The following is a 22,865-nucleotide window of genomic DNA, read 5'->3' as shown; positions in this document are numbered from 1 at the left end:
CGGTCCGGTCAGTTCTCGAGGACGACGCTGATCACGCTGACGCAGCTGCCCGGGGCCACGACCTTGTCGACGGCCGTCTCCTGGAGGTCCAGCACGGAGTGCGCCTCGACCTCGGGGGTCTCGTCGTTGGTGTCGTCGGCGGCGGGCTTGGTGTTCTCGGCCATGGTGGTCTCCGTCCACTGGTGACTGCGCTGGTTCCGGGGGCCCTGAGGTGCCGGGTTTCCGGTGCGGCGGGCTGTTGCCTGCCGTTGCCGAGAAAGTTAGGAGGGCCCGCCTGGCGAACGCTTCGGCGGCGGTATGGCTGCGGTATCGGCCCAGTTCAGGGCGGCACCGTGCGCCGCGTCCGGCTTCCGTGGCGGGCCCGGAACCCCGCCTGAGCTGCGCCCATACCGCTCCTGAAGCATCCGTGGACCGTCGCCGAACCGTGGCCCCGCAGCCTGGGTGCACTTCCGCGCACGCCGGTGGGTCCACGGGAAGAGGTCCCTCCGCGCGCACGCTCCGGCCCCGAGAAGGAGGCGGCCCCGCATGGAACTCGGCGAACTCGTCGGACGGCGGCCCTTCCCCGCCGCCGGCCTGCTGCTCGGCCTCACCCGGCGCTGCCCGCTGAGCTGCGCCCACTGCTCGACCGGCTCGTCCCTGACGGCGCGGGAGGAACCGGACGCGGGCCGCCTGGTGGACTTCGTAAGCTCGTTCACCCGTCGGAACCGGCCGGACGTGGTGATGCTGACCGGTGGCGAACCGCTGCTGCTGCCCGGGCTCGTCGAGGAACTGAGCACCCGGGCCCGCGCCGCGGGATCGCGTACGGCGCTGCTCAGCGGCATGTTCTTCGCCCGCTCCCGTCAGATCCCGGCGCCGGTCCTGCGCGCGATCAGGGGCGTGGACCACTTCTCCGCCAGCCTCGACGCCCACCACGAACGGGAGATCCCCCGGGCCGACGTGTTCCGCGCGGTGCACCGCGTCCGGGAGACGGGGGTGGCGGTGAGCTTCCACCTCACCGGCACGGGCGCGGACGACCCCTATCTCACCGACATCACCCGCGCCATCGACACGGAGTTCGGCGGCCGGGTCCCCTCCCTGGTCAACGAGGTGCGGGCGTTCGGCAGGGCCGCCTCCTGGGCCGCCCCCGCCCGCGGCGGTCCGGAGGCCGGCACGGTGTCCCCGTGCGCCATGGCCGCCTGGCCGGTGGTCGCCTTCGACGGCACGGTGCTCGCCTGCTGCAACCAGGACACCGTGGACCTGCGGCCGGCCCCCGCCCACCTCCGCCTCGGGCACATCGACACCGACGACTGGGCGACCGTACGCGGCCGGGCCCTGGAGTCACCCGTGCTGCGCATGATCCGCACGGTCGGTCCCGCCCATCTGGCCGCGCGGGCCGGGGTCTCCCCCGAGGGGGACTCGTACTGCCACGGCTGCCGGGCCCTGGGGTCGGACGACCGGGTCGCGGACGAGGCCCGGTCGGCGGCCGGAGGGGCCGTCGGGGCGCTGCTGGACCTGACCGCGGCGACCCGCGGGGCGGCGGAGGGCCCGGTGGGCGTCGTACGGCACCACGGCTGCGCGGCGTACGCGCCCCTGGTCGTGGCCCGCGTCCCCGCAGGGAACGGTTCCCGGTGAGCGCCCCGGGGCCGAGTTCCTCGGCGCGGCTGCGGGTCACCCTGCGGCTGCTCGACACGGAACTGCTGGACGCGATGGAGCACATGTGGCGCGCCGAGGACCTGCTGCCGCGCTACCGGCGCTATCTCCGCACCATGCACGCCGTGGTGCGGGCCTCCGTTCCGCTGATGGAACGCGCCCTGGAGAGGGCCACGCTGCTGGACGTCCGCGGCGACCCGCTGGCCGGCCCGCTGGCGGCGTACCTGCGCGCGCACATCGAGGAGGAGCGGGGCCACGACGACTGGCTGGTGGAGGACATCGCGGCGGCGGGCCCGCCGTCGGGGGACGCGCTCGGCCCGATGCCCTCCCCGGTCGTCGCCACGCTCGCGGGCTCCCAGTACTACTGGGTCGAGCACCACCATCCGGTGGCCCTGCTCGGCTACATCGCGGTGCTGGAGGGGTACGCGCCCGCCGCGGACCTGACGTCCCGGATCGCGGCGACGACCGGCCTGCCGGACGCCGCCCTGCGCACGGTGCGGGAGCACGCGGCGCTGGACACGGGGCACCTGGACGAGCTGTACGCGCTGCTGGACCTGCTGCCGCTGACCCGTGGCCAGGAGTCCGACGTGACGGTCAGCGCCATGCACTCCCTCGACGCGCTCACCCGGCTGTTCGTCCGGCTCGGGCGCTCCGCGGCGGCGCCGCTGCCACGGGGGGCCGGACCTTCCACACCGACGGGAGTCTCCCCATGACCCGACCATCCGAAGCGGACGGCACGCCCCGGGCGCCCGGGGGCGCTGAACAGCCCCCGCTGCCCGACGCGTTGTACGAGGCCGGCCTGCCGGTGCACCTGCTCACCGACGAACAGCGCCTCGTGCTCAGCGAGCTCACGGAGGAGGAGCTCGCCGTGCTGCTCGACATCAAGAGCCGGCTGGACGCGGTGGAACCCGAGGTCCAGGCACACGGCGAGATCGCCGGCGGCGCCCTGTTCTGAGCTGTCCCCCCGCGGTGGCCCGGTTCCGGGCTCCGCGCGGGGGCGGTCCCGGCCGGGCGCGGGCCGGTGCGGACGGCGCACCGGCCCCGCCCTCCCGGCGGCGCGGCCCCACCCCCGGAGAGAAGGGAACGTCATGAACTGCACCACGTGCCGCCAGGACCTGCCGGAGGACGCCAGGTTCTGCTCGTCCTGCGGGACGCCGTGCGCCGTCGCCGCCGCGCCCGGGGAGGACGAACGCAAGCCGGTGACGGTGCTGTTCTGCGATCTCGTCGGCTCGACCGCGCTGTCGGGGGTGCTGGACCCCGAGACCCTGCGCACGGTGACGCTGCGGTACTTCGAGGCGATGAGCGCGGAGATCGTGGCCCGGGGCGGCACTCCGGAGAAGTTCATCGGCGACGCCGTGATGGCGGTGTTCGGTGTGCCGGTGGTGCGGGAGGACGACGCCCGGCGGGCGCTGGCCGCCGCGCTCGGCATGCGGGACGCGCTGGCCCGGCTCAACGAGGACCTGCACGCCACGCTCGGCATCACGCTCGCCACCCGGGTCGGTGTCAACACCGGCCAGGTGGTGGCCGGAGGCGACGCGTCGGCCCGTCAGGCGCTGGTGTCGGGAGAGACCGTGAACATCGCCGCACGCCTGGAACAGCACGCCGGGGCCGGCGAGATCCTCCTCGGCCCGGACACCCTGCTCGCCGCCGGTCCCACGGTCTCCGCCGAGCCCACCGGGCCGCTCCGGCTGAAGGGCAAGCAGGACAGTGTGGAGGCCTACCGGCTGCTGGCCCTGGGAGCGGACGATCCGGAGCTGCTGCGCCGCTTCGACGTGCCCTTCGTCGGACGCCGCACCGAGCGGGCCGCCCTGGACGCCGCCCTGTCGGACACCGTGCGCGCGGGGCGGGCCGGGCTGCTGCGTGTCGTCGGTGAGCCCGGCATCGGCAAGACCCGGCTGGTACGGGAGTGGCTGGCCCGGCGGTCCGCCTCGGGAGTCCTCTCCTACGGCGCCGGACGGTGCCGCGGACACGGCGACCAGGGCACGCTCACCCCCCTCGCCGACGCCCTGCGCGACCTGCCGGCCCTCGCCGCCCGCCAGGAGGCTCCGGCGGCCGACGACGCGATGGCCCTGCTGTCGGCGGGTCTGCTGCGCGACGGTACGCCGAACGCCCCGTTCGAGGACATGTGCGCCGCGCTCGCGACGGTGCTGGGCCGGGCCGCCCGGGAGAGGCCCTTCGTCCTGGTGCTCGACGACACGCACGAGGCGGCTCCCCCGCTGACGCGCACCCTGGAACGGCTGGCGGACGGCTCGGGGCCCGCCGGGGTGCTGATCGTCTGTGTGGGCCGGCCGGACGGGACGGCCGACTCCGCGGACTGCCTCCCGCTCACGGGGCTGCCCCGCGCGGAGAGTGCGCGGCTCGCGGGCCTGCTGGCACGGCTCGACGGTGGTGCGGGGCCGGTGGACGAGCGGCTCCTGTCCCGCGCCGAGGGCAATCCTCTCTACCTCGAACAGCTCCTGGTGGGCGACCGGATGGACGGCGCCGGATCCGGGCTGCCCCCCACGCTCCAGGCCCTGCTGGGCGCCCGGATCGGGGCGCTGGCCCGGACCGAGCGGACCATGGTCGGCCTCGCCGCCGTGATCGGCCGCGAGTTCACCTCGGCGGAACTCCTGCTGCTGGAGACGTCCGCGCGGCTGGCGGAACTGAGGGGGCCCGCCGCGGTGAGCGTCTCCCCCGCCGACCGGGCGCACCGTCTGAGGCTCATCGAGGAGGTGCTGGTGGCGTTGACGGGACGGCGGCTGGTGGAGCCGGGGACGGGTCCGGAGCCGACGGCGTACCGGTTCAGCAGCGGGCTGGTGCACGAGGTGACCTACGCGTCGTTGTCCAAGCGCGCCAAGGCGGACCGTCATGCCTGGGCGGCGGAGCTGCCCCGGGTGCTGCGGGCCGGGGACGGTGCCGTCGGCGGCCATCTCGAACGGGCCTGCCTCTACCGGACGGAGCTCGGGCTGCTCGACGACCGGACCGGGCGGCTGCGCGGCCGTGCCGCCGCCGCGCTGGGCCGCGCGGGCGCCCAGGCGGCGTCCCGGTCCGACCTCGCCTGGGCGGGCGACCTTCTGGAGCGGGCGGTCGGGCTGGATCCCGACGACGTGAGCTCGGTCCGCAGGCTCGGTGAGGTCCGGGTGGCGCTCGGGCAGACCGCGAGCGGGGCCCGGCTGCTGCGCCGGGTCAGCGAGATGGAGTCGGTGTCGGTGGAGTCCGCGCACGCCAGGCTCGCCCTCGCGGTGCTGGACCCCTCGGGCCCCGGCCCCGGACTGACGGCGACGGCACGGGCGGTGCTGCCGGTGTTCGAGGCGGCGGGCGACGCGGTCGGCCGGGCCAGGTCCCATCTGAGACTCGCGCAGCACCTCCAGCAGGCCGGCCGGCACGAGGAGGCGGAACGCGATCAGGCGCGCGCCCTGGAGCAGGCGGTCCTGGCCGGAGCCGAACCGGAACGGGCCGGTGCGCTCGGGGCCATCGGCATCTCCCTGTGGCGCGGTCCGGTACCCGCCCCGGAGGCGGTGGCCCGCTGCCTGGGCCTGCTGTCCGCGCACGGGGAGGGCCGGCCGACGGTCAGGCTCACCCTGAACTGCCCGCTCGCGGTGCTGTACGCGCTCCAGGACCGGCCCCGCGAGGCACGCGCCTGCCTCTCCGAGGCCCAGGAGCTGGCCGGGAAGCTGCGCTTCGCCGAGGCGGAGGTGTTCCTGCCCGTGTTCCGGGCCGCCGTGGAGGCGCTGCTCGGCCACGGTGACGCGGCGCTGGGCCTGCTGGCCACGGCCGACGCGGCCGCCCGGCGTGCCGACGCGGCGGGGCTGCGGACCGCCGTGGCACTGGACGCGGCCCGGATCGAGCTCGACGAGGGCAGGCCCCGGCGGGCGGCGGTCTGGATCACGGGCATCGGCGGGACCTCGGGGCTGAGCCCCTCGGACGCCGTCGACCTGAGCGGGCTGCGGGGCCGGCTGGCCGCCGCGTCCGGGCGTCCGGCGGAGGCGGCCGGCCATGCGGACCGGGCCGTGCGGGCGTCGCTGCTCACGGACTCCCCGCTGGTCCGGGCGACGGCCGAACTCGACCGGGCCCGGACGCTGTTCGCGCTGGGGCGGCAGGCACCCGCGCTGGCCTCGGCGCGTGCGGCACGGGAGCACTTCGCGAGCAAGGGGCACCTGCCGGGGGCCCGCCGGGCCGCCGGCTGTGTGCCGGACGGGGTCATGGTCACCACGACGGAGAGGAGCTGACCGATGGGAACCGTCGGAACAGGCACGGTCCCGGGGCAGGGACTCACCTGGAGCCTGCGCGGGCGCGGCCCCGACGACGTACCGGTCCCGGCGGACGAGGGGCCGCCGGGAGGCCTGCCCACACGGCAGGCGACCGGGCGCGGGGTGCGGGTGTGCGTGGTGGACTCCGGTGTGGAGCTCGACCACCCGCTGGTCGGCCCGGTGGAGAGCTCCTGGGTGGTGGTCAAGGACCCGGGGAGCGGGGCGGTCACGGTCGAGCCGACCGACACCGGCGACACCTGCGGACACGGCACGGCCTGCGCGGGGATCATCCGGCGCACCGCGCCCGACTGCGAGATCCACAGCGTCCGGGTGCTGGGCGAGCGGTTCTCCGGTACCGGCGACGTACTGATGGCCGGGCTCCGCTGGGCGGTGGAACAGCGCTTCGACGTGGTGAACCTGAGCCTGTCGACCACTCGTACCCGCTTCGCCTCCGAGCTGCACGGCCTCGCCGACCGGGCCTACTTCGGCCGTACGGTGATCGTCGCCTCGGCGCACAACACGCCCGTGGAGAGCTTCCCCTGGCGGTTCGCCTCGGTGATCTCCGTGGGCAGCCACCAGGAGGACGACGAGCTCCACCTCTACAACCCGGACCCCCCGGTGGAGTTCTTCGGCCCGGGACAGAACGTGTCCGTGCCGTGGCTGGGCGGCCGGACGATCCGCACCACCGGGAACAGCTTCGCCACCCCGTACGTCGCGGGACTCTGCGCCCGCGTCCTCTCCGGGCATCCCAGGATGACGGCTTTCCAGCTCAAGAACGCCCTCTACCTCTCCGCGGCCAACGTGCACGCGGATCCGCGTCCTTCCACAGCGGCAGGAGACACCCGTGACGACTCCGAGAACTGACGCCATGCTCACCTCACCGTCCCCGCACGCCCCGGGTGACGCCGCCCGGCACGAGCTGCTCCAGTCGGTCGTCGACGTGGCGCGCGCAATCTTCGGGGCGGCGGCCAGCTCCGTCTGCCTGCTGGACGAGGAGGCGGACGAACTGGTCTTCCAGGCGGTCTCCGGGAAGGGCGAGGAGTTCCTGGTGGGGCGCAGGTTCCCCGCGGGGCGCGGCATCGCCGGCTGGGTGGCGACGTCGGGTGAGCCGATGGTGGTGGACGACCTGAGCCGGAACACGTCGTTCGACCGCTCGCTGGCGGAGTCCACCGAGTACGTCCCGGACGCCCTGATGGCCGCCCCGCTGATCAGCGAGTCACGCGTCCTGGGGGTGCTGGAGGTGCTGGATCCCTCTCCCCAGGCCCGGTCGGGCGTCCGTGAACTGGACCTGCTGGCGATGTTCGCCCGGCAGGCGGCGGCGGCGCTGCGGGTGCTGGCTCCGCACGCGGCGGGCACCGGCGGTCGGGGGCTGGAGGGCGAACGGCGCGAGGACGCCCTCCAGCTGCTCGGCAGCCTGGACCGGCTGCTGCGGGGCACGGGCTGAGGAACCGTACGCCGGGCGCCGCGCGGGAGTGACGGCCGGTTCCTGAGGGCAGGAGCCGGGTGAGTGCCGGGCCGTTCCCGCGCCGGCTCCCAGCGGAAGGACACAGAACGTGAAGCTCGCTTTCTCGACCCTCGGCGTTCCGGGTATGCCCGTGGCGGACGTGGTGCGGCTCGCCGCAGGCAACGGCTACCAGGGGGTCGAGCTGCGCGCCCACCCGGAGGAACCGGTGCACCCCGGCCTCACCGCGCTCGAACGGGCGGCCGTCGCCGAGGAGTTCAAGCGCGGGGGCGTCGAGATCCTGACCGTCGCCGGGTATGTCCGGGTCGCCGCCGAGGGTGAGGACGACGAGGTGATCGCCGCGCTGGCCGAGCTGGTGGAACTGGCGCGCGACCTGGGCGCGGCCAACGTCCGGGTGTTCCCGGGCGGCGGCGACCAGGACCCCGCCGAGGCCGACGCGGTCGCCGCGCGGCGGCTGGGGGCCGCGGCCCCGCACGCCGCCGACCTGGGGGTACGCATCCTCCTGGAGACCCATGACTCGCACCGGGCCGGAGCCGACGTGGCGCGGGTGGTGGGAACGGTCGGGCACGGGCAGATCGGCGCGATCTGGGACGTCATGCACACCTGGCTGGCGGGCGAGGAGCCCGCCGCGAGCCATGCGGTACTGGCCCCGCACCTGGGATACGTACAGGTCAAGGACATCGCCTCCGCCGAGGAGATCGCCCCGCTGCCCCTCGGGGCAGGGACACTGCCGCTGAAGGAGTGCCTGGACACACCGGCCGCCGACGGCTGGGTCTGCTGGGAGTACGAGAAGCGGTGGCACCCCGGAGCCGCGGACCTGCCGGAGCTGCTGGCGGCAGGCAGGGAACACCTGCTGAGGCTCGGCGCGCCCAAGCAGTAGGGGCCGGTGGGACCGACCGGCGGGTACCGGCGCCGCGGACCAGGGCAGCGGAGCCCCCGGCGCCGGAACGTGGGCGGCAGCTTCCGGCAGCCGGCGGACCGGGCCGCTCCGGGGGCTCGGATCGCGACGCACACCCCGCCCTGGCGGGCAGGTCGTCGGTGCGCCACGCGAACCCCCGGTCCACACCCGCGACACGTCCGACGGCTCAGGGGGCCGCGGGTCAGACCCTCGCCTCCCGGGCCTCCGGCTGCGGGACGGTGACGGCGGGGCGGGGCCCGGTCAGGGAGGTCAGGGCCACCCCGCCGACCAGCAGCGCGGCGGCGCACCACCGCAGGGGGCTGACGGACTCGCCGAGGAGGAGCGCGGCCGAGGACATCCCGAAGACGGGCACGAGCAGGGTGAACGGGGCCACGGACGAGGCCGGATGGTGCCGGAGCAGGAAGCCCCAGGCCCCGAACCCGAAGACGGTGGAGATCCAGGCGACGTAGACGACGGTTCCGGCGCCGGTCCAGTCGAGCGCGGCGAGGGCCTCGGCGTCGCGGTCCCAGCCCTCGAAGAGCAGGGAGAGGACGAGCAGCGGTACGACCGGGACGGTCGAGACCCACACCATGAAGTTGAGGGAGTCCGGCGGCGCCGCCTTGCGGGTGATCACGTTGGACGCCCCCCAGCAGGCGGCGGCCAGGATCACCAGGACGAAGGCGAGAACCGGCCCGCTCGCCCCCTCGTCGACGGCGGCGACCCCGATGCCGGCGAGTGCGACGCCCATCCCCAGGAGGCGTTTCCCGCCGGGCCGTTCGGACAGGACCAGGGCCGCGAACAGGGCGGTGAAGACGGCCTGGGCCTGGAGGACGAGGGAGGACAGCCCGGCGGGCATCCCCCGGTCCATCCCGATGAAGAGCAGCCCGAACTTGGCCACTCCCAGGACGAGACCCACACCGATGATCCACCTCCACGCCACCGTGGGGCGGCCGACGAAGAACACGGCGGGCAGCGCGGCGACGAGGAAGCGCAGGGCGGAGAAGAGCAGGGGCGGGAAGTGGGCGAGACCCAGCTCGACGACGACGAAGTTCACACCCCAGACGGCGGCGACCAGCGCGGCCAGGGCGATGTGGAGGGGACGCATGGTCCGAGCATCCGCCGCGCGGACCGTGTAGCACCAGCGCGGATTCCTTCATGATTGGATTGAGTACCGCTTATGCTTCCCGCTCGCCCGGAGGTCCCGGTGCTCGACCTGTCCCGGCTGCGCGCCCTGCACGCCGTGTCCGTCCACGGCTCCGTGGCGGGTGCCGCCGCCGCCCTCGGCTACACCGCCTCCGCGGTCTCCCAGCAGATCACCAAGCTGGAGCGCGAGACGCGTACGACGCTGCTGGAGCGGCGCGGGCGCGGAGTGGCGCTCACCGAGGAGGCGCTCCATCTGGCCGCCACCGCCCAGCAGTTGCTGGCGATCGTGGAACAGGCCGAGACGACCCTTGAGCAGCGCAGGGGGCAGCCGACGGGACGGCTGTCCGTCGCCGCGTTCGCCTCCGCGGCACGCGGGCTGCTGCCGGGGGTGCTCGCGGAGCTGGCGCGTGAGCACCCGGCGCTGGACGCGCGGCTCAGCGAGGTCGATCCGCACCTCTCGGTCGACCTGGTCGCCAAGGGCGTGATCGATCTCGCGGTCGCCCACGACTGGGACATCAGCCCGCTGCCCGCACCGGAGGGCGTCGCGCAGGCGGTGCTCGGTGACGACCGGTGCGATCTGCTGGTGCCGGAGGGGCATCCGCTCGCGGGCCGTGAGGCGGTGCGGCGGGAGGAACTGGCCGGGGAGCGGTGGGTGTGCCAGCCGCCCGGCACGGTGTGCCACGACTGGCTCGTACGGACGCTGCGGGCGGCGGGGTACGAGCCGGACATCCGCCACCGGGCCGAGGAGAACCACACCCAGCTGGCCCTGGTCGCGGCCGGGCTCGGCGTGGCGATGATCCCTCGGCTGGGCCGGGGCCCGCTGCCGCCGGGCGTGGTGGCCGTACGGCTGGACCCTGTACCGGTGCGGCGGCTGTACGCGCTGTGGCGCACGGAGGCGGCGCGGCGGCCCGCGATCATCGCGGCGGTGTCGGTGCTGCGCGGCCACGGCCCCGCGGCCGGCCTCTCCTGACGCCGCCCACCGGCGGACGCGCACCTCGCCACGACGCCCCGCACGACGCGCCCGACCGGTCCCGGCGCGGAGGCCCCGGGCAGGCGTGAACAGCCACGGCGCGCACACCCCGCCCGGCTCACGCGACACACGCGGCCCGTCCGCCGGGACCCGCCCGCCCCGACGCGGCACGCGTGCGCCCCGACCCGGTACGCGTGATCCGGCACGCCCCTCACGACGGGAACTACGGGGACGAAGGCGACAGGTCACGCACGCCGCCCACCCCTCCGCGAGTCCCACCCCTTCCCGGGCCGCCCCCTTGACTGGTAGTTACTTTCCATATATCCGTACCTTCTTGGAAGTTTCTTTCAGCACCGGAAGGGGCTCACGTGCACTACCGCACCTCCAGACGCACCCTCCTCACCGCCACCGCAGCGACCGCCGCGGCCGCGGCGGCCGGCGTCACCGCGCTTCCCGGCGCCGCGCAGGCAGCCCCGCGCGTGTCCGCGTCCGGCACCTCCACGGACAGCCGTCTCCGGCGGCTCATCGCCCGGATGAGCCTGGAGGAGAAGGTCGGCCAGCTCTTCGTGATGCGGGTGTACGGGCACTCCGCCACCTCGCCCGACCAGGCGGACATCGACGCCAACCTCGACGAGATCGGGGTCCGCAACGCCGCCGAGCTGATCTCCACGTACCACGTCGGCGGCATCATCTACTTCGCGTGGGCGCACAACACCCGCGACCCGCACCAGATCGCCGACCTCTCCAACGGCATCCAGCGCGCGGGGCTCTCCGGGCCCACCCCGCTGCCGCTGCTGGTCTCCACCGACCAGGAGCACGGCATCGTGTGCCGTGTCGGTGAACCCGCGACGCTGCTGCCGGGCGCGATGGCACTGGGTGCCGGCGGCTCGCGCGCCGACGCCCGTACGGCGGGCCGGATCGCGGGGGCCGAACTCGCGGCCCTGGGCATCAACCAGAACTACGCGCCGGACGCGGACGTCAACGTCAACCCGGCCAACCCCGTCATCGGCGTGCGCTCCTTCGGCTCCGACCCCGACGCGGTCGCGGGGATGGTCACCGCGCAGCTGAAGGGGTACCAGAGCTCCGGGATCGCCTCCACCGCCAAGCACTTCCCGGGTCACGGCGACACCAGCACCGACAGCCACACCGGTCTCCCCGTCATCCGTCACACCCGGGAGCAGTGGGCCGAGCTGGACGCCCCGCCGTTCCGCGCGGCCGTCGCCGCCGGCATCGACTCGATCATGACGGCGCACATCGTGGTCCCCGCCCTGGACCCGTCGGAGGACCCCGCCACCCTGTCCCGCCCGATCCTCACCGGCATCCTGCGCGAGGAACTGGGCTACGACGGGGTCGTGGTCACCGACGCCCTCGGGATGGAGGGCGTCCGCACGAAGTACGGCGACGAGCGCGTTCCCGTCCTCGCGCTGCTGGCGGGCGTCGACCAGCTGCTCAACCCGCCGGACCTGAAGGTCGCCTGGAACGCCGTCCTGAACGCCGTGAAGGGCGGCGAGATCAGCGAGGCCCGCATCGAGGAATCGATCCTGCGCATCCTGCGGCTGAAGATGCGGCTCGGGCTGTTCCGCGACCCGTACGTCACCCACCGCGGCGTCGACCGCACCGTCGGCGTCCCCTCGCACCTCGCCGCGGCCGACCGGATCGCCGAGCGGACGACCACCCTGCTGGCCAACACCGGTTCGCTGCTCCCTCTTTCCCGCCGGTCCCACCGGAACCTCCTGGTGGTGGGGGCCGATCCGGCCTCCCCCTCCGGTACGACCGGGCCCCCGACCACGACGCTCGCCGCCGCCTTCGAGGAGCTGGGATACGCGGCGACCGCGCTGTCCACCGGCACGGCGCCCACCCAGGCGAAGATCGCCGAGGCGGTCGCGGCGGCGGCGGGCAGGGACGCGGTGGTCGTCGGCACGTACAACGTCACGGCGACCAGTTCCCAGCGCACCCTCGTCGGCGCGCTGGCGGCGACCGGCGTCCCGGTGATCACGCTCGCGGTCCGCAACCCGTACGACATCGCCCAGCTGGCCGGTACGGGCTACGCCGCGAGCCTCGCCGCGTACTCCTGGACGGACGTCGAACTGCGGGCCGCCGCACGGGTGATCGCGGGGCGGGCCCGGCCGGAGGGCAGGCTGCCGGTCCCGGTGCAGCGCGCGGACGCGCCCGCGCAGGCGCTGTACCCCGTCGGCTACGGACTGTCCTACCGGGCCTCCGCGGCTCCCCCGGCGTAAGCGCCCCTGAGCTGAAGGCCGTGCGCCTGGCGTGTGACCGCTCCCGCGGGCCACGCCGGGCGCACGCCCGTGGGGACGCGGCGGCGGGCCGGGTCAGCCGGTGACGGAGTCCGGGACCCGCTCGCGGTGGCCGGGCAGGCCCTGCGCCCCGCCGGGGCGGATCCGTACGTGCGCGGGGGCAGGGGGGGACATGCCCCCTCACACGGGGCGGTCGCGACCCGGAACGCCGTCCGTACGTGCGCCCGCGCCCGGACACGCCGGTGGGCCGCGGCCGCCGGGTGTGTCCAGCACCCGGTGGCCGCGGCCCGCCCGGCGGAGTCCCCGCCGGTGTTACGGCCTCAGGGTGCCCCGGTTCCGCTGGAGTTCGGCGTCCCGCACGTCCAGGCGGGCGTCGAACTTCGCCAGGGGCTTCGCCTTCGCCGGATCGGCCTCGACGGCCGCGGGCGCGACCCCGGCCCAGCGCAGGATGGCCGCGGTGGCCTTGGCCTTCTCGTCGGCGACGAGGCCGGCGACCTTGGAGCCGTGGTTGCCGCCCGGCACGGTGTAGACGTAGCTGTCGCGGGCGCCCTTGCCGAGGCGGAAGGGCTCGGCGCCCCAGGGGTCGTTCTCGCCGTAGACGTACAGCATCTGCCGGGCGTTGTTCTTCACCCAGCTGTCGATGTCACGCATGGCGGAGGGCTGGAACTTCATCGGGATGGAGCGCGGCACGAAGGTGCGCGGCGGCTGGTAGCCGTAGCGGCTCAGGTTGCCGAGCCAGGGCTGCTTGATGTCCGGCGAGCCGAGCTGGGTGCCTGCCTGGTAGTAGTACGGCGTGTAGGTCTCCAGGCCCTGGTCCGCGTAGGCGGAGAAGCCCGAGATGCCGTCGACGGAGTCCCAGATCTCCTGGTCGGTGGCCTTGGGGGCGTCGGCCGGGATGGAGTCGCAGTCGGCGAGGAGGCTGTACTGCCAGAACGCCCACACGTAGTCCATGACAACGGCCTCGTACGCCTTGTCGAGCGTGCCGACGGTGGTGAAGGTCAGCCCGTTCTCGGCGGCGTACGCCTTGAACTTCTTCTCCAGCGGCGCGCGGCGCACGAGGGCCTCGCGCTGCACGCCGTTCAGCCGGTCGCGGCACTCCTTGGTGCCCACCCGTGCGAAGAAGCGGTCGTACGCCGAGTCCTCGTCGTTCACCACGTCGTTGGGGGCGACGTAGGCGACGACGCCGTCCATGTCCTTCGGGTAGAAGCGCTCGAAGTAGGTGGCGGTCATGCCGCCCTTGGAACCGCCGGTGGTGAGCCAGTTCTCGGAGTAGATCTTCTTCAGCGCCGTGAAGACCCGGTGCTGGTCGCTGGCGGCCTGCCAGATGTCCAGCTTCGACCAGTCGGCGGGCGCCGGGCGGGACGGGGTGAAGAACCGGTACTCCAGCGACACCTGGTTGCCGTCGATGATCTGCGTCGGCTCGCTGCGGCTGGGGTTGGTCGAGACGTTGTAGCCGCTCGTGAAGAAGACCGTGGGCCGGCTGGTGTCCTTGTGCAGCAGGGTGATGCGCTGCTGGAAGGTGCCCTTGGACGGGTGCTTGTGGTCCACGGGCTGGGTGTAGTTGAGGACGAAGAAGCGGTACCCGGGATACGGCTTCTCCTCGATCAGGCTCATCCCCGGGATGGCCAGGATGCGGTCCTTGATGTCCTCGCTGCTGCTGGTGGAGCCGCTGCTCTGCTTCGCGGCCGGTTCCGCGGCGGTGGCCGCCCCGGCCGAGGCTCCGGTCGCACTCACCGTGCCTATGAGCACCGCGAGCGACAGAACGCCCCTGAGCACCTTGCGCATGCACCCTCCCCTTGATTCACGACAGTCGCCGTGAACCTAGCGGGGTAACACGCGTCACGCCAGACCCCACCCGCACGTCAGCACAGGATCCATCCCGTTGAGCCGGAGGAGCCCCCGACGGAACCCGAGGCGCGGACACAGCGGTTCAGCGCGTGGACCGTGACCGGGCCGGCGAACTGGGTGAACGTCCCGCTGTCGACGACCGCCCGGCCTCCCCGGGGCTGGAGCGACACCCGCATCGCCCGGCGCGCGCCCGGCTTCCCCGCGACGGTGACGGCGCACGCGTACGCGCGGCTCTTGTAGACACGCAGCGAGCCGGTGGCGAACGTCACCGTCTTGACCAGCCGCCCGGTGCACGCCGACGCGGCGTGCACCGGCGCCGTCCCGGTGGGGCCCAGCACCAGGCCGAGTGCGCAGAGCAGCGGGAGGATGAGGAGCGCCGCCCCCGGCCGACGGCCCGCCGGCGGCCCGGCCGGGCCGCCCCGCTCCCGCCGCCCCGACGACCTCAGCGGTCTCGCCACACCGTTCACCCCGTCCACCCCGCCCGCTTCATCGAACACCGTGGCCTCCATCAGGCGCGCGTACGGGTGTACGACGCGAGGAGGGGGCTGTCGGGTTCCGGGCGGCGGGGACGTACGGGCGGCCGCCGGCCGGCGGGCGTCATACGCCTGCCGGGGTGTCCTCGCCCATGTCCTCTCCTATGAAGGTGCGCCAGAGCCGCGCGTAGGCGCCTTGCCTGGCCAGCAGTTCGTCGTGCGTGCCGTCCTCGGCGACCCTGCCCCGGTCCATCACCACGACCCGGTCGGCGCGGGCGGCCGTGGTCAGCCGGTGGGCGACGACCAGGGTGGTGCGCCGGCCGGCCAGCCGGTCGGTGGCCTGGTTGACCAGGGCCTCGCTGGCGAGGTCGAGGGAGGCGGTCGCCTCGTCGAGCAGCAGGACGTCGGGGTCGACGAGCTCGGCGCGGGCGAGCGCGATCAGCTGGCGCTGGCCCGCCGAGAGGTTGCGGCCGCGTTCGGCCACCTCGTGGAGGTAGCCGTCCTCCAGTGTCGCGATCATGTCGTGGGCGCCGACCGCGCGGGCCGCCGCCTCCACCTGCGCGTCGGTCGCCTCCGGGAGGCCGTAGGCGATGGCGTCGCGGACCGTGCCCGCGAAGAGGTAGGCCTCCTGGGGCACGACGCCGAGCCGGTGCCGGTACGCCGTCCTGTCGAGCCGTCGCAGGTCCGTGCCGTCCGCCGTGACCCGTCCGCTCGTCGGGTCGTAGAAGCGGGCGACGAGCTTGACCAGCGTGGACTTGCCCGCCCCCGTCTCGCCGACGAAGGCCACCGTCTGGCCCGCCGGGATCCGCAGGTCGATGCCGCTGAGGGCCTCCTCCTCGCCCGTGTAGGCGAAGGACACGTCCTCGAACGCGATCTCGCCGCGCAGCGAGTCCACCTCCAGCGGCTCGTCGTGGTCGGCCGTGGAGGTCGGCTCCCGCAGGAGTTCCTGGATCCGGCCGAGGGAGACGCTGGCCTGCTGGTAGCCGTCGAAGACCTGGGACAGCTGCTGCACGGGGGCGAAGAACAGGTCGATGTAGAGGAGGTAGGCGACCAGCGCACCGGTGGTCAGCGTGCCGTTGTCGACGCGGCCCGCGCCGACGATCAGCACGGCGGCCGCCGCGACCGAGGCCAGCAGCTGCACGAACGGGAAGTAGACGGAGATCAGCCACTGGCCGCGCACCCGGGCCTGACGGTAGTGGTCGCTGCGCGCCGCGAACCGCTCGGCGCCGTCGCGCTCACGCCGGAAGGCCTGGACGATCCGCAGCCCGGAGACGGACTCCTGGAGGTCGGCGTTCACGACGCTGATGCGCTCACGGGCGAGCTCGTACGCCTTGACGCTCTTGCGGCGGAAGTAGAACGTGCCGACGACCAGGACCGGCAGTGTCGCGAAGACGACCAGGGCCAGCTGGATGTCGAGGACGAGCAGCACGACCGTGATGCCGAAGAAGGTGACGAGGGAGACGAAGGCGGTGACCAGGCCGGTCTGGAGGAACGTGGACAGGGCGTCGACGTCCGTCGTCATCCGGGTCATGATGCGGCCGGTCAGCTCGCGCTCGTAGTAGTCGAGGCCGAGCCGCTGGAGCTGCGCGAAGATCTTGAGCCGCAGGGAGTAGAGCACGCGCTCACCGGTGCGGCCCGTCATCCGGGTCTCACCGATCTGGGCCGCCCACTGCACGAGCACGGCGATCAGTCCGAGTCCCGCCGCCGCCCAGACCGCGCCGAGCGCCATCTTCGTGACACCGTCGTCGATGCCGTGCCTGATCAGCACCGGCAGGAGCAGGCCCATGCCTGCGTCGACGGCGACGAGCGCCAGGCTCACCAGCAGCGCGGCTCCGAAGCCGTGCAGCAGCCTGCGCAGGCCGTACGACTTCTCCGGGCGCACCGCGCTCGCCTCGTCGACGCCGGGGACGTCGGTGGCGGGCGGCAGCGCGGCGACCTGGGCCAGCAGCTCGGGGGTGGCCGGCATGCCGGCGGCCGCCGCGTCGCGCTGCTCCTCCTTGCGGATCCACAGCCCGGGGGTGATTCCCCTCTCGGCGTCGAAGTCGGCCTCCAGCTCCTCCTGGAACGCGCGGTCGTCCTCGGGGGCCGTGACGGCCGCCGGCCGGTGTCCGGGGGAGGTGCCGCCCAGCTCGTCCGGGTCGGTGAGGAGCCGGCGGTAGAGCGGGGAGCGGCGCTCCAGCTCCGTGTGCGTGCCGATGTCGGCGAGCCGCCCCTGGTCGAGGACGGCGATGCGGTCGGCGAGGCCGAGCGTGGAGCGGCGGTGGGCTATCAGCAGGGTCGTGCGGCCCTCCATGACCCGCGCCAGCACCTCGTGGATCTCGTGCTCGACCCTGGCGTCGACGGCCGAGGTGGCGTCGTCGAGGAGCAGCAGGCGCGGGTCGGTGAGGATGGCGCGGGCGAGCGCGACGCGCTGGCGCTGGCCGCCGGAGAGGGTGAGCCCGTGCTCGCCGACCTTGGTGGCGTACCCCTGGGGCAGGTCGGAGATGAAGCCGTGCGCCTGGGCGGCCCGTGCGGCCCGCTCGATCTCCTCCTGGGTCGCGTCCGGGTGTCCGTACGCGATGTTGGCACCGATGGATTCGGAGAAGAGGAAGCTGTCCTCCGGTACGAGTCCGATGGCGGCCCGCAGCGAGTCCTGGGTCAGCTCGCGGACGTCGTGGCCGCCGACCAGGACGGCGCCGTGCGACACGTCGTAGAAGCGGGGCAGCAGGAGCGAGACCGTGGACTTGCCGCTGCCGGAGGCGCCGACCACGGCCACCGTCTCGCCCGGCTCGATGGTCAGGGTGAAGCCGTCCAGGACCGGGCGTCCGTCGTCGTAGCCGAAGCGGACGTCGTCGAACTCGACGCTCGCGGGGGCGTCGGCCGGGAGCGTCAGGGTGCCGTCCGTCATGGACGGCTCGGTGTCGATCAGCTCCAGGACGCGCTCCACACCGGCCCTGGCCTGCTGACCGACGGTCAGGACCATGGCGAGCATCCGGACCGGGCCGACGAGCTGGGCGAGGTAGGTGGAGAAGGCGACGAACGTGCCGAGCGTGATCTCGCCCCGGGTGGCGAGCCAGCCGCCGAGGGCCAGCATCGCGACCTGGCCGAGCGCGGGGACGGCCTGGAGCGCCGGGGTGTAGCGGGAGTTCAGCCGGATGGTGCGCAGGCGGCCCGCGAAGAGCTTGCGGCCGACCTCGCGGAGCTTGCCGGTCTCCTGCTCCTCCTGGCCGAACCCCTTGACGACCCGGACCCCGGAGACGGCGCCGTCGACCACTCCGGCGACGGCGGCGGCCTGGCTCTGGGCGTACCAGGTGGCGGGGAACAGGCGGGCCTTGGAGCGCCGGGCGATGAACCAGAGGGCGGGGGCGACGGCCAGGGCGACGAGGGTCAGGGGCAGCGAGAGCCACGCCATGATCGCCAGGGAGATGAAGAAGAGCAGGATGTTCCCGATGGTCATCGGGAGCATGAAGAGGAGGCCCTGGATCAGTTGCAGGTCACTGGTGGCCCTGCCCACGATCTGCCCGGTGGAGAGCTCGTCCTGCCGCTTCCCGTCGAGCCCGGTGAGGGTGTCGTACATCTCCGTGCGCAGGTCGTGCTGGACGTCCAGCGCGAGCCGTCCGCCGTAGTAGCGGCGGACGAAGGTGGTGACGTAGACGAGGACGGCGGCCACGACGAGCAGGCCGGTCCAGACGCCGAGGGAGCGGGTGTGGCTGCCGACGACGTCGTCGATGATCACCTTGGTGATCAGCGGGACGAGGGCCAGCACGGCCATCCCGGCGAGCGACGACCCGAGCGCCAGCACGACGTTGCGCCGGTAGCGCCATGCGTACCCGCACAACCGTCCGGCCCAGCCCTGCTCCGCCGTCGCCACTCGTGCCTCCCGATCGTCCCTGATGCGCCGGAAGTGTCCAACGCGGACAGCGTCGGATTTCATCCCCCCGCAACATAACCGGGCCCACCGACACCGGCCCCCGGAGCCGGATCCGGGCTGCCCGGCCCCTATCCGGCGGTGGGACCGAGGTCCTTGTGGACGGCCCGGGAGACGGCCTGGATCGTGTCGACGCCGTCGTCCATCGTCTTGTTGTCCTGGGTGAGGACGGTGATCGCGTAGTCGTGGCCCTTGCCGCTGAAGGCGCCGACGCTGTGCACCCGCCAGCCGTGGGTGGACCGTTCCAGCCAGCCGTTCTTGAGCTGTACCGTCGCGTCGCCCGGGGCACCGGCCGGGACGCCCCAGCGCTGGTCCGGCACGACCTTGCGCATCCGGTCCAGGACGAACGTCCGCGAGCTGTCGTCGAGGACCTTGTTCCGGGCCGTCACCAGCATCAGCAGGCGCTCCTCGTCCTGGGCGGTGATCTGGGTGAGCCCCCACGCGCCCTTGGTGCCCGGTGCGGTACGGGTCATCCCGGCCGCCTTGAGGAACGCCTTGATCTTCGCGGGGCCGAGCTGGGCCCACAGTTCGCTGGTCGCGTCGTTGTCCGACGTGGTGATCATGGCGGTGGAGAGTTCGGTCTCGTGCTGCGTGAGCGGCCGCTTCGTCTTCTGCGCGTCCCACAGCAGTGCGGCGAGGACCGTCACCTTGACCACGCTCGCCGAGTCGACCTGCTGGGTGGGCCGCAGGGTGCAGCTCGTACCGGTCCGGTGGTCCTGGACCGCCAGGGCGGTGGTGGAGCTGTGCCCCTCGAGGGCGGCGGTGATGTCCTTGGACAGCTTCGCGGCGAGACCGGGCTTGCCCGAGGCGCAGGAGACGGCGGGAGGCCGGGCCGCCGCCGCGGTCGCGGGGGCGAGTACGCCGCCGATCAGGGCAGCACAGAGCGCGGCCCGGGGGTACCGGGACATCCGCTGGTGGGTCATGCCGTCCTCCGCACGGTCGCATCTGGTGGGCGCGCCCTGCGGGGCACCGGTGAATGATGCGCATAAACGGACAGAACGACCTATGGCCTGGGGCACACACGGGTACGCCGCCTCCCCCACGGCCCCGGGGGCAAGGCCTGGGGGCCGGGCGGAGTGACCGACGCCATAGCTCGGGGGTGGGTGGAACCGGGGCCGGGGCTGGCCCGGAGGCGAGCCGCGGCCCCGGCTCGGAAGTGCGCCGGGCCGGTGCGCGGAGGCCCCCGGCCCGGAGGTGAGCCGCGGCACCGGCCTCAGGGGTGCGTCGGCTCAGAGGTATGTCGGCTCAGAGGTGCGTCGGCTCGAACATCTTCAGCAGCGCGGGGAGCACGACCACCGACGGGCCCGGGGACGTGAGGGCCTTGCCGAGGTCGGCGGCCAGGGACTCCGGGCTCGTACGGACGGCGGGGACGCCGAACGACTCGGCGAGGGCGACGAAGTCGGGGCGGGACAGCTCGGTCGCCGTGGCCTCGCCGAACGCGCCGGTCATGTACTCCCGCAGGATGCCGTAGCCCCCGTCGTCGACGATCAGCCAGGTGACGGGCAGGTCGTACTGCCGCGCGGTGGCGAGCTCGGCGATCGAGTACATCGCGCCGCCGTCGCCGGAGACCGCGAGCACCGGCCTGGTCCGGTCGGCCGCGGCGGCGCCGATCGCGGCGGGGAAGCCGTACCCCAGGCCGCCCGCGCCCTGCGCCGAGTGCATGGTGTTCGGGTGCCGGGCGTCGAAGGCGGACCAGGCCCAGTAGGCCAGGATCGTCATGTCCCAGAAGCTGGGCGACGTGTCGGGCAGGGCCTCGCGCACCGAGGCCAGTACCCGCTGCTCCAGGGTGAGGTCCTGCGCCGCGATGCGGTCGTGGACCCGCTCCAGGAGTTCGCGTACCCGTCCGGCCGCCGTGGCGTCCTCGCGGGGCTCCACCGCGTCCAGCAGGTCGGCGAGCGCCTCACGGGCGTCGGAGTGGATGCCGAGCGCGGGGTGGTTGGACTCCAGCTTCCCGGCGTCGGCCTCGATCTGGACGACCCGGCCGCGCGGGGCGAACGTGTGGTAGTTCGAGGAGAGCTCGCCGAGCCCGGAACCGACGACCAGCAGCACGTCCGCGGACTCCAGGAAGTCGGTGGTGTGCCGGTCCTCCAGCCAGGAGCGGAGCGAGAGCGGGTGCTCCCAGGGGAAGGCGCCCTTGCCGCCGAAGGTGCTGACGACGGGGGCGTCGATCTTCTCGGCGAGCGCGAGGAGCTTGCCGGCCGCGTCGGAGCGTACGACTCCGCCGCCCGCGATGATCACGGGACGCTCGGCGTTCGACAGCAGGTGGGCGGCCGCGAGGGTCAGTTCGGGGCGCGGGTACAGCTCGCGCGGGGTGGCGTCGAGCGCGCTGACGACGGGCAGGACCGTCTCGGCGAGCAGCACGTCCTGCGGGATCTCCACCCAGACCGGGCCGTGCGGGGCCGTCAGCGCGGACTCCCAGGCGGCAGCGATCGCGGACGGGATCTGCGAGGCCGTACGCACGGTGTGCACCGACTTCACGATGTCGCGGAAGGACGCCTTCTGGTCGCGGAGTTCGTGCAGGTAGCCGTGGCGCCCGCCGCCGAGCCCGGCGGTGGGGATCTGGCTGGAGATCGCCAGGACGGGCGCCGACGCGGCGGCGGCCTCCTGGAGGGCGGCCAGGGAGGTGAGGGCGCCGGGGCCGGTGGAGAGGAGCAGGGGCGCCACCTCTCCGGTGATCCGGCCGTAGGCGTCGGCGGCGAAGCCCGCGTTGTTCTCGACGCGCAGCCCGACGTACGAGAGGGAGGAGCGGCGCAGCGCGTCGAACATGCCGAGGGCGTGCTGGCCGGGCAGCCCGAACACGGTGGTGGCGCCGAGGCCCTGGAGGGTCTCGACGACCAGGTCGCCGCCGTTGCGGCCGGGCGGCGGGTTGAGCACCGCCTCGGCCTGCGCGGCGGTGAGCTGCGGCCGGTCGTCGTGGTCGTGGCTCACTTGGTGCGGCCCTCCGCGATCTGGCGGGACATGATCGTCGTCAGCTCGTACGCCGTGTGGGAGGCGGCGACGGAGGTGATCTCCGCGTGATCGTACGCCGGGGCCACCTCGACGAGGTCGGCCGAGACGAGGTGGCAGGAGGAGAGCCCGCGCACGATCTCCAGGAGCTCGCGCGAGGTGAGGCCACCCGCCTCGGGGGTGCCGGTGCCGGGGGCGTGGGCCGGGTCGAGCACGTCGATGTCGATGGAGATGTAGAGCGGCCGGTCGCCGATGCGCTGCCGCAGCTGGTCGGTGATCTCGTCGACGCCGCGCCGCATGACGTCGGCGGAGGTGACGATGCCGAAGCCCATCTTGGCGTCGTCGGTGAGGTCCTGCTTGCCGTACAGCGGGCCGCGGGTGCCGACGTGGGACAGCGCCTCCGTGTCGAGGATGCCCTCCTCGACGGCGCGGCGGAACGGGGTGCCGTGGGTGTACTCGGCGCCGAAGTAGGTGTCCCAGGTGTCCAGGTGGGCGTCGAAGTGGAGCAGGGCGACGGGGCCGTGCTTCTTGGCGACGGAGCGCAGCAGGGGCAGCGCGATGGTGTGGTCGCCGCCGAGGGTCATCAGCCGGGCGCCGGTGGAGAGCAGATCGTCGGCGGCGGCTTCGATGGTCTCGACGGCCTCGCCGATGTCGAAGGGGTTCGCGGCGATGTCTCCGGCGTCGGCGACCTGGGCGAGGGCGAAGGGCGAGGCGTCCTGGGCCGGGTTGTAGGGGCGCAGGAGGCGGGAGGCCTCCCGGATCGCGTTGCCGCCGAAGCGGGCACCGGGACGGTAGGAGACGCCGGTGTCGAAGGGCACCCCGACGACGGCGACGTCGGCGGTGCCGACCTCGTCGAGCCGTGGCAGCCGGGCGAACGTCGCGGGTCCGGCGTACCGCGGGACGCGGGAGGAGTCGACGGGGCCGCGCGGCGCTTCGTTGCTGCTCATGGGTGCGGGTGCCTTTCGTTCAGCCGTGCACGCCTTGTGGGCGTTCATACGGTATTCAGTCTGTCAGGGGCCGGACCGTGGTCCGGTGGGTGGCTGGAGCGTGGCCCGGTTGGGGGGGCTGGAGCGTGGCCCGGTGGGTGGTCCGGACGGGTGGGGAC

At 73.8% G+C, this 22,865-nt stretch carries 17 protein-coding genes; 9 read left to right on the top strand and 8 right to left on the bottom strand.

The window, feature by feature from the left end; all coding sequences use genetic code 11:
* Positions 1 to 8: 8 nt before the first annotated feature.
* Positions 9 to 164: a hypothetical protein gene (locus ACFVS9_RS01335; protein ID WP_383113901.1), complete on the bottom strand. Its 156-nt coding sequence runs from the start codon at positions 162 to 164 to the stop codon at positions 9 to 11.
* 361 nt (positions 165 to 525) lie between these two features.
* Here ACFVS9_RS01335 and ACFVS9_RS01330 point away from each other — a divergent pair, with 361 nt between their 5' ends.
* The 7 genes from ACFVS9_RS01330 (at position 526) to ACFVS9_RS01300 (ending at position 8,200) form a co-directional block, all read left to right on the top strand.
* Positions 526 to 1,611 carry a radical SAM protein gene (locus ACFVS9_RS01330; protein ID WP_389929346.1) on the top strand — a complete coding sequence of 362 codons (1,086 nt, stop codon included), beginning with the start codon at positions 526 to 528 and terminating at the stop codon, positions 1,609 to 1,611.
* Positions 1,608 to 2,342, top strand: a complete 735-nt coding sequence (locus tag ACFVS9_RS01325) for an iron-containing redox enzyme family protein (protein WP_389929344.1) — start codon at positions 1,608 to 1,610, stop codon at positions 2,340 to 2,342. The genes ACFVS9_RS01330 and ACFVS9_RS01325 overlap by 4 nt, the downstream gene beginning before the upstream one ends.
* Positions 2,339 to 2,584 (top strand): aroma-sacti cluster domain-containing protein, encoded by a 246-nt coding sequence (locus ACFVS9_RS01320; RefSeq protein ID WP_389929342.1) that lies wholly within the window; start codon positions 2,339 to 2,341, stop codon positions 2,582 to 2,584. Before ACFVS9_RS01325 ends, ACFVS9_RS01320 begins: the two co-directional genes overlap by 4 nt.
* Before the next feature lie 133 nt (positions 2,585 to 2,717).
* Positions 2,718 to 5,837 (top strand): AAA family ATPase, encoded by a 3,120-nt coding sequence (locus tag ACFVS9_RS01315; RefSeq protein WP_389929340.1) that lies wholly within the window; start codon positions 2,718 to 2,720, stop codon positions 5,835 to 5,837.
* A 3-nt stretch (positions 5,838 to 5,840) separates the two neighbouring features.
* Positions 5,841 to 6,722, top strand: a complete 882-nt coding sequence (locus ACFVS9_RS01310; RefSeq protein ID WP_383113906.1) for a S8 family serine peptidase — start codon at positions 5,841 to 5,843, stop codon at positions 6,720 to 6,722.
* Between the two features lie 4 nt (positions 6,723 to 6,726).
* Complete coding sequence (locus ACFVS9_RS01305) at positions 6,727 to 7,302, top strand: GAF domain-containing protein (RefSeq protein ID WP_383113913.1); 576 nt, start codon at positions 6,727 to 6,729, stop codon at positions 7,300 to 7,302.
* A gap of 109 nt (positions 7,303 to 7,411) precedes the next feature.
* Complete coding sequence (locus tag ACFVS9_RS01300; RefSeq protein WP_389929338.1) at positions 7,412 to 8,200, top strand: sugar phosphate isomerase/epimerase family protein; 789 nt, start codon at positions 7,412 to 7,414, stop codon at positions 8,198 to 8,200.
* Positions 8,201 to 8,420: 220 nt separating this feature from the next.
* Here the strand turns inward: ACFVS9_RS01300 and ACFVS9_RS01295 are convergent, their stop codons facing one another.
* Positions 8,421 to 9,323, bottom strand: coding sequence for an EamA family transporter (locus tag ACFVS9_RS01295; protein WP_389929336.1), 903 nt, complete (start codon positions 9,321 to 9,323; stop codon positions 8,421 to 8,423).
* A 99-nt stretch (positions 9,324 to 9,422) separates the two neighbouring features.
* On the opposite strand from ACFVS9_RS01295, the gene ACFVS9_RS01290 reads away from it, so the two are divergent.
* Both ACFVS9_RS01290 and ACFVS9_RS01285 read left to right on the top strand, forming a co-directional pair.
* Positions 9,423 to 10,331 carry a LysR family transcriptional regulator gene (locus tag ACFVS9_RS01290; RefSeq protein ID WP_383113909.1) on the top strand — a complete coding sequence of 303 codons (909 nt, stop codon included), beginning with the start codon at positions 9,423 to 9,425 and terminating at the stop codon, positions 10,329 to 10,331.
* A 368-nt stretch (positions 10,332 to 10,699) separates the two neighbouring features.
* On the top strand, positions 10,700 to 12,568 hold the full coding sequence (locus ACFVS9_RS01285) for a glycoside hydrolase family 3 protein (RefSeq protein ID WP_389929334.1): 1,869 nt from the start codon (positions 10,700 to 10,702) through the stop codon (positions 12,566 to 12,568).
* Positions 12,569 to 12,898: 330 nt separating this feature from the next.
* Here ACFVS9_RS01285 and ACFVS9_RS01280 read toward each other — a convergent pair whose 3' ends face one another.
* The 6 genes from ACFVS9_RS01280 to speB form a co-directional block, all read right to left on the bottom strand.
* Entirely contained in the window at positions 12,899 to 14,371 is a 1,473-nt protein-coding gene (locus tag ACFVS9_RS01280) for a S28 family serine protease (protein WP_389929332.1), read from the bottom strand.
* A 77-nt stretch (positions 14,372 to 14,448) separates the two neighbouring features.
* The gene (locus ACFVS9_RS01275) at positions 14,449 to 14,931 is read right to left on the bottom strand and encodes a hypothetical protein (RefSeq protein WP_389929330.1); all 483 of its coding nucleotides are present in this window, start codon (positions 14,929 to 14,931) and stop codon (positions 14,449 to 14,451) included.
* Positions 14,932 to 15,031: 100 nt separating this feature from the next.
* Positions 15,032 to 18,757 (bottom strand): ABC transporter ATP-binding protein, encoded by a 3,726-nt coding sequence (locus ACFVS9_RS01270; protein ID WP_389929328.1) that lies wholly within the window; start codon positions 18,755 to 18,757, stop codon positions 15,032 to 15,034.
* A 128-nt stretch (positions 18,758 to 18,885) separates the two neighbouring features.
* Positions 18,886 to 19,737 (bottom strand): serine hydrolase, encoded by an 852-nt coding sequence (locus tag ACFVS9_RS01265; protein WP_389929326.1) that lies wholly within the window; start codon positions 19,735 to 19,737, stop codon positions 18,886 to 18,888.
* Between the two features lie 322 nt (positions 19,738 to 20,059).
* On the bottom strand, positions 20,060 to 21,742 hold the full coding sequence (locus ACFVS9_RS01260) for a thiamine pyrophosphate-binding protein (protein WP_383114503.1): 1,683 nt from the start codon (positions 21,740 to 21,742) through the stop codon (positions 20,060 to 20,062).
* Positions 21,739 to 22,707, bottom strand: coding sequence for an agmatinase (speB, locus tag ACFVS9_RS01255; protein ID WP_389929324.1), 969 nt, complete (start codon positions 22,705 to 22,707; stop codon positions 21,739 to 21,741). The genes ACFVS9_RS01260 and speB overlap by 4 nt, the downstream gene beginning before the upstream one ends.
* Between the last annotated feature and the right edge of the window lie 158 nt (positions 22,708 to 22,865).

Origin of the sequence: Streptomyces sp. NPDC058008, from assembly GCF_042886395.1 — a bacterium.
Taxonomy (GTDB): Bacteria; Actinomycetota; Actinomycetes; order Streptomycetales; family Streptomycetaceae; genus Streptomyces.
Note: the sequence above shows the minus strand (reverse complement) of the source record. Positions and strands in the feature narration are given on the sequence as shown.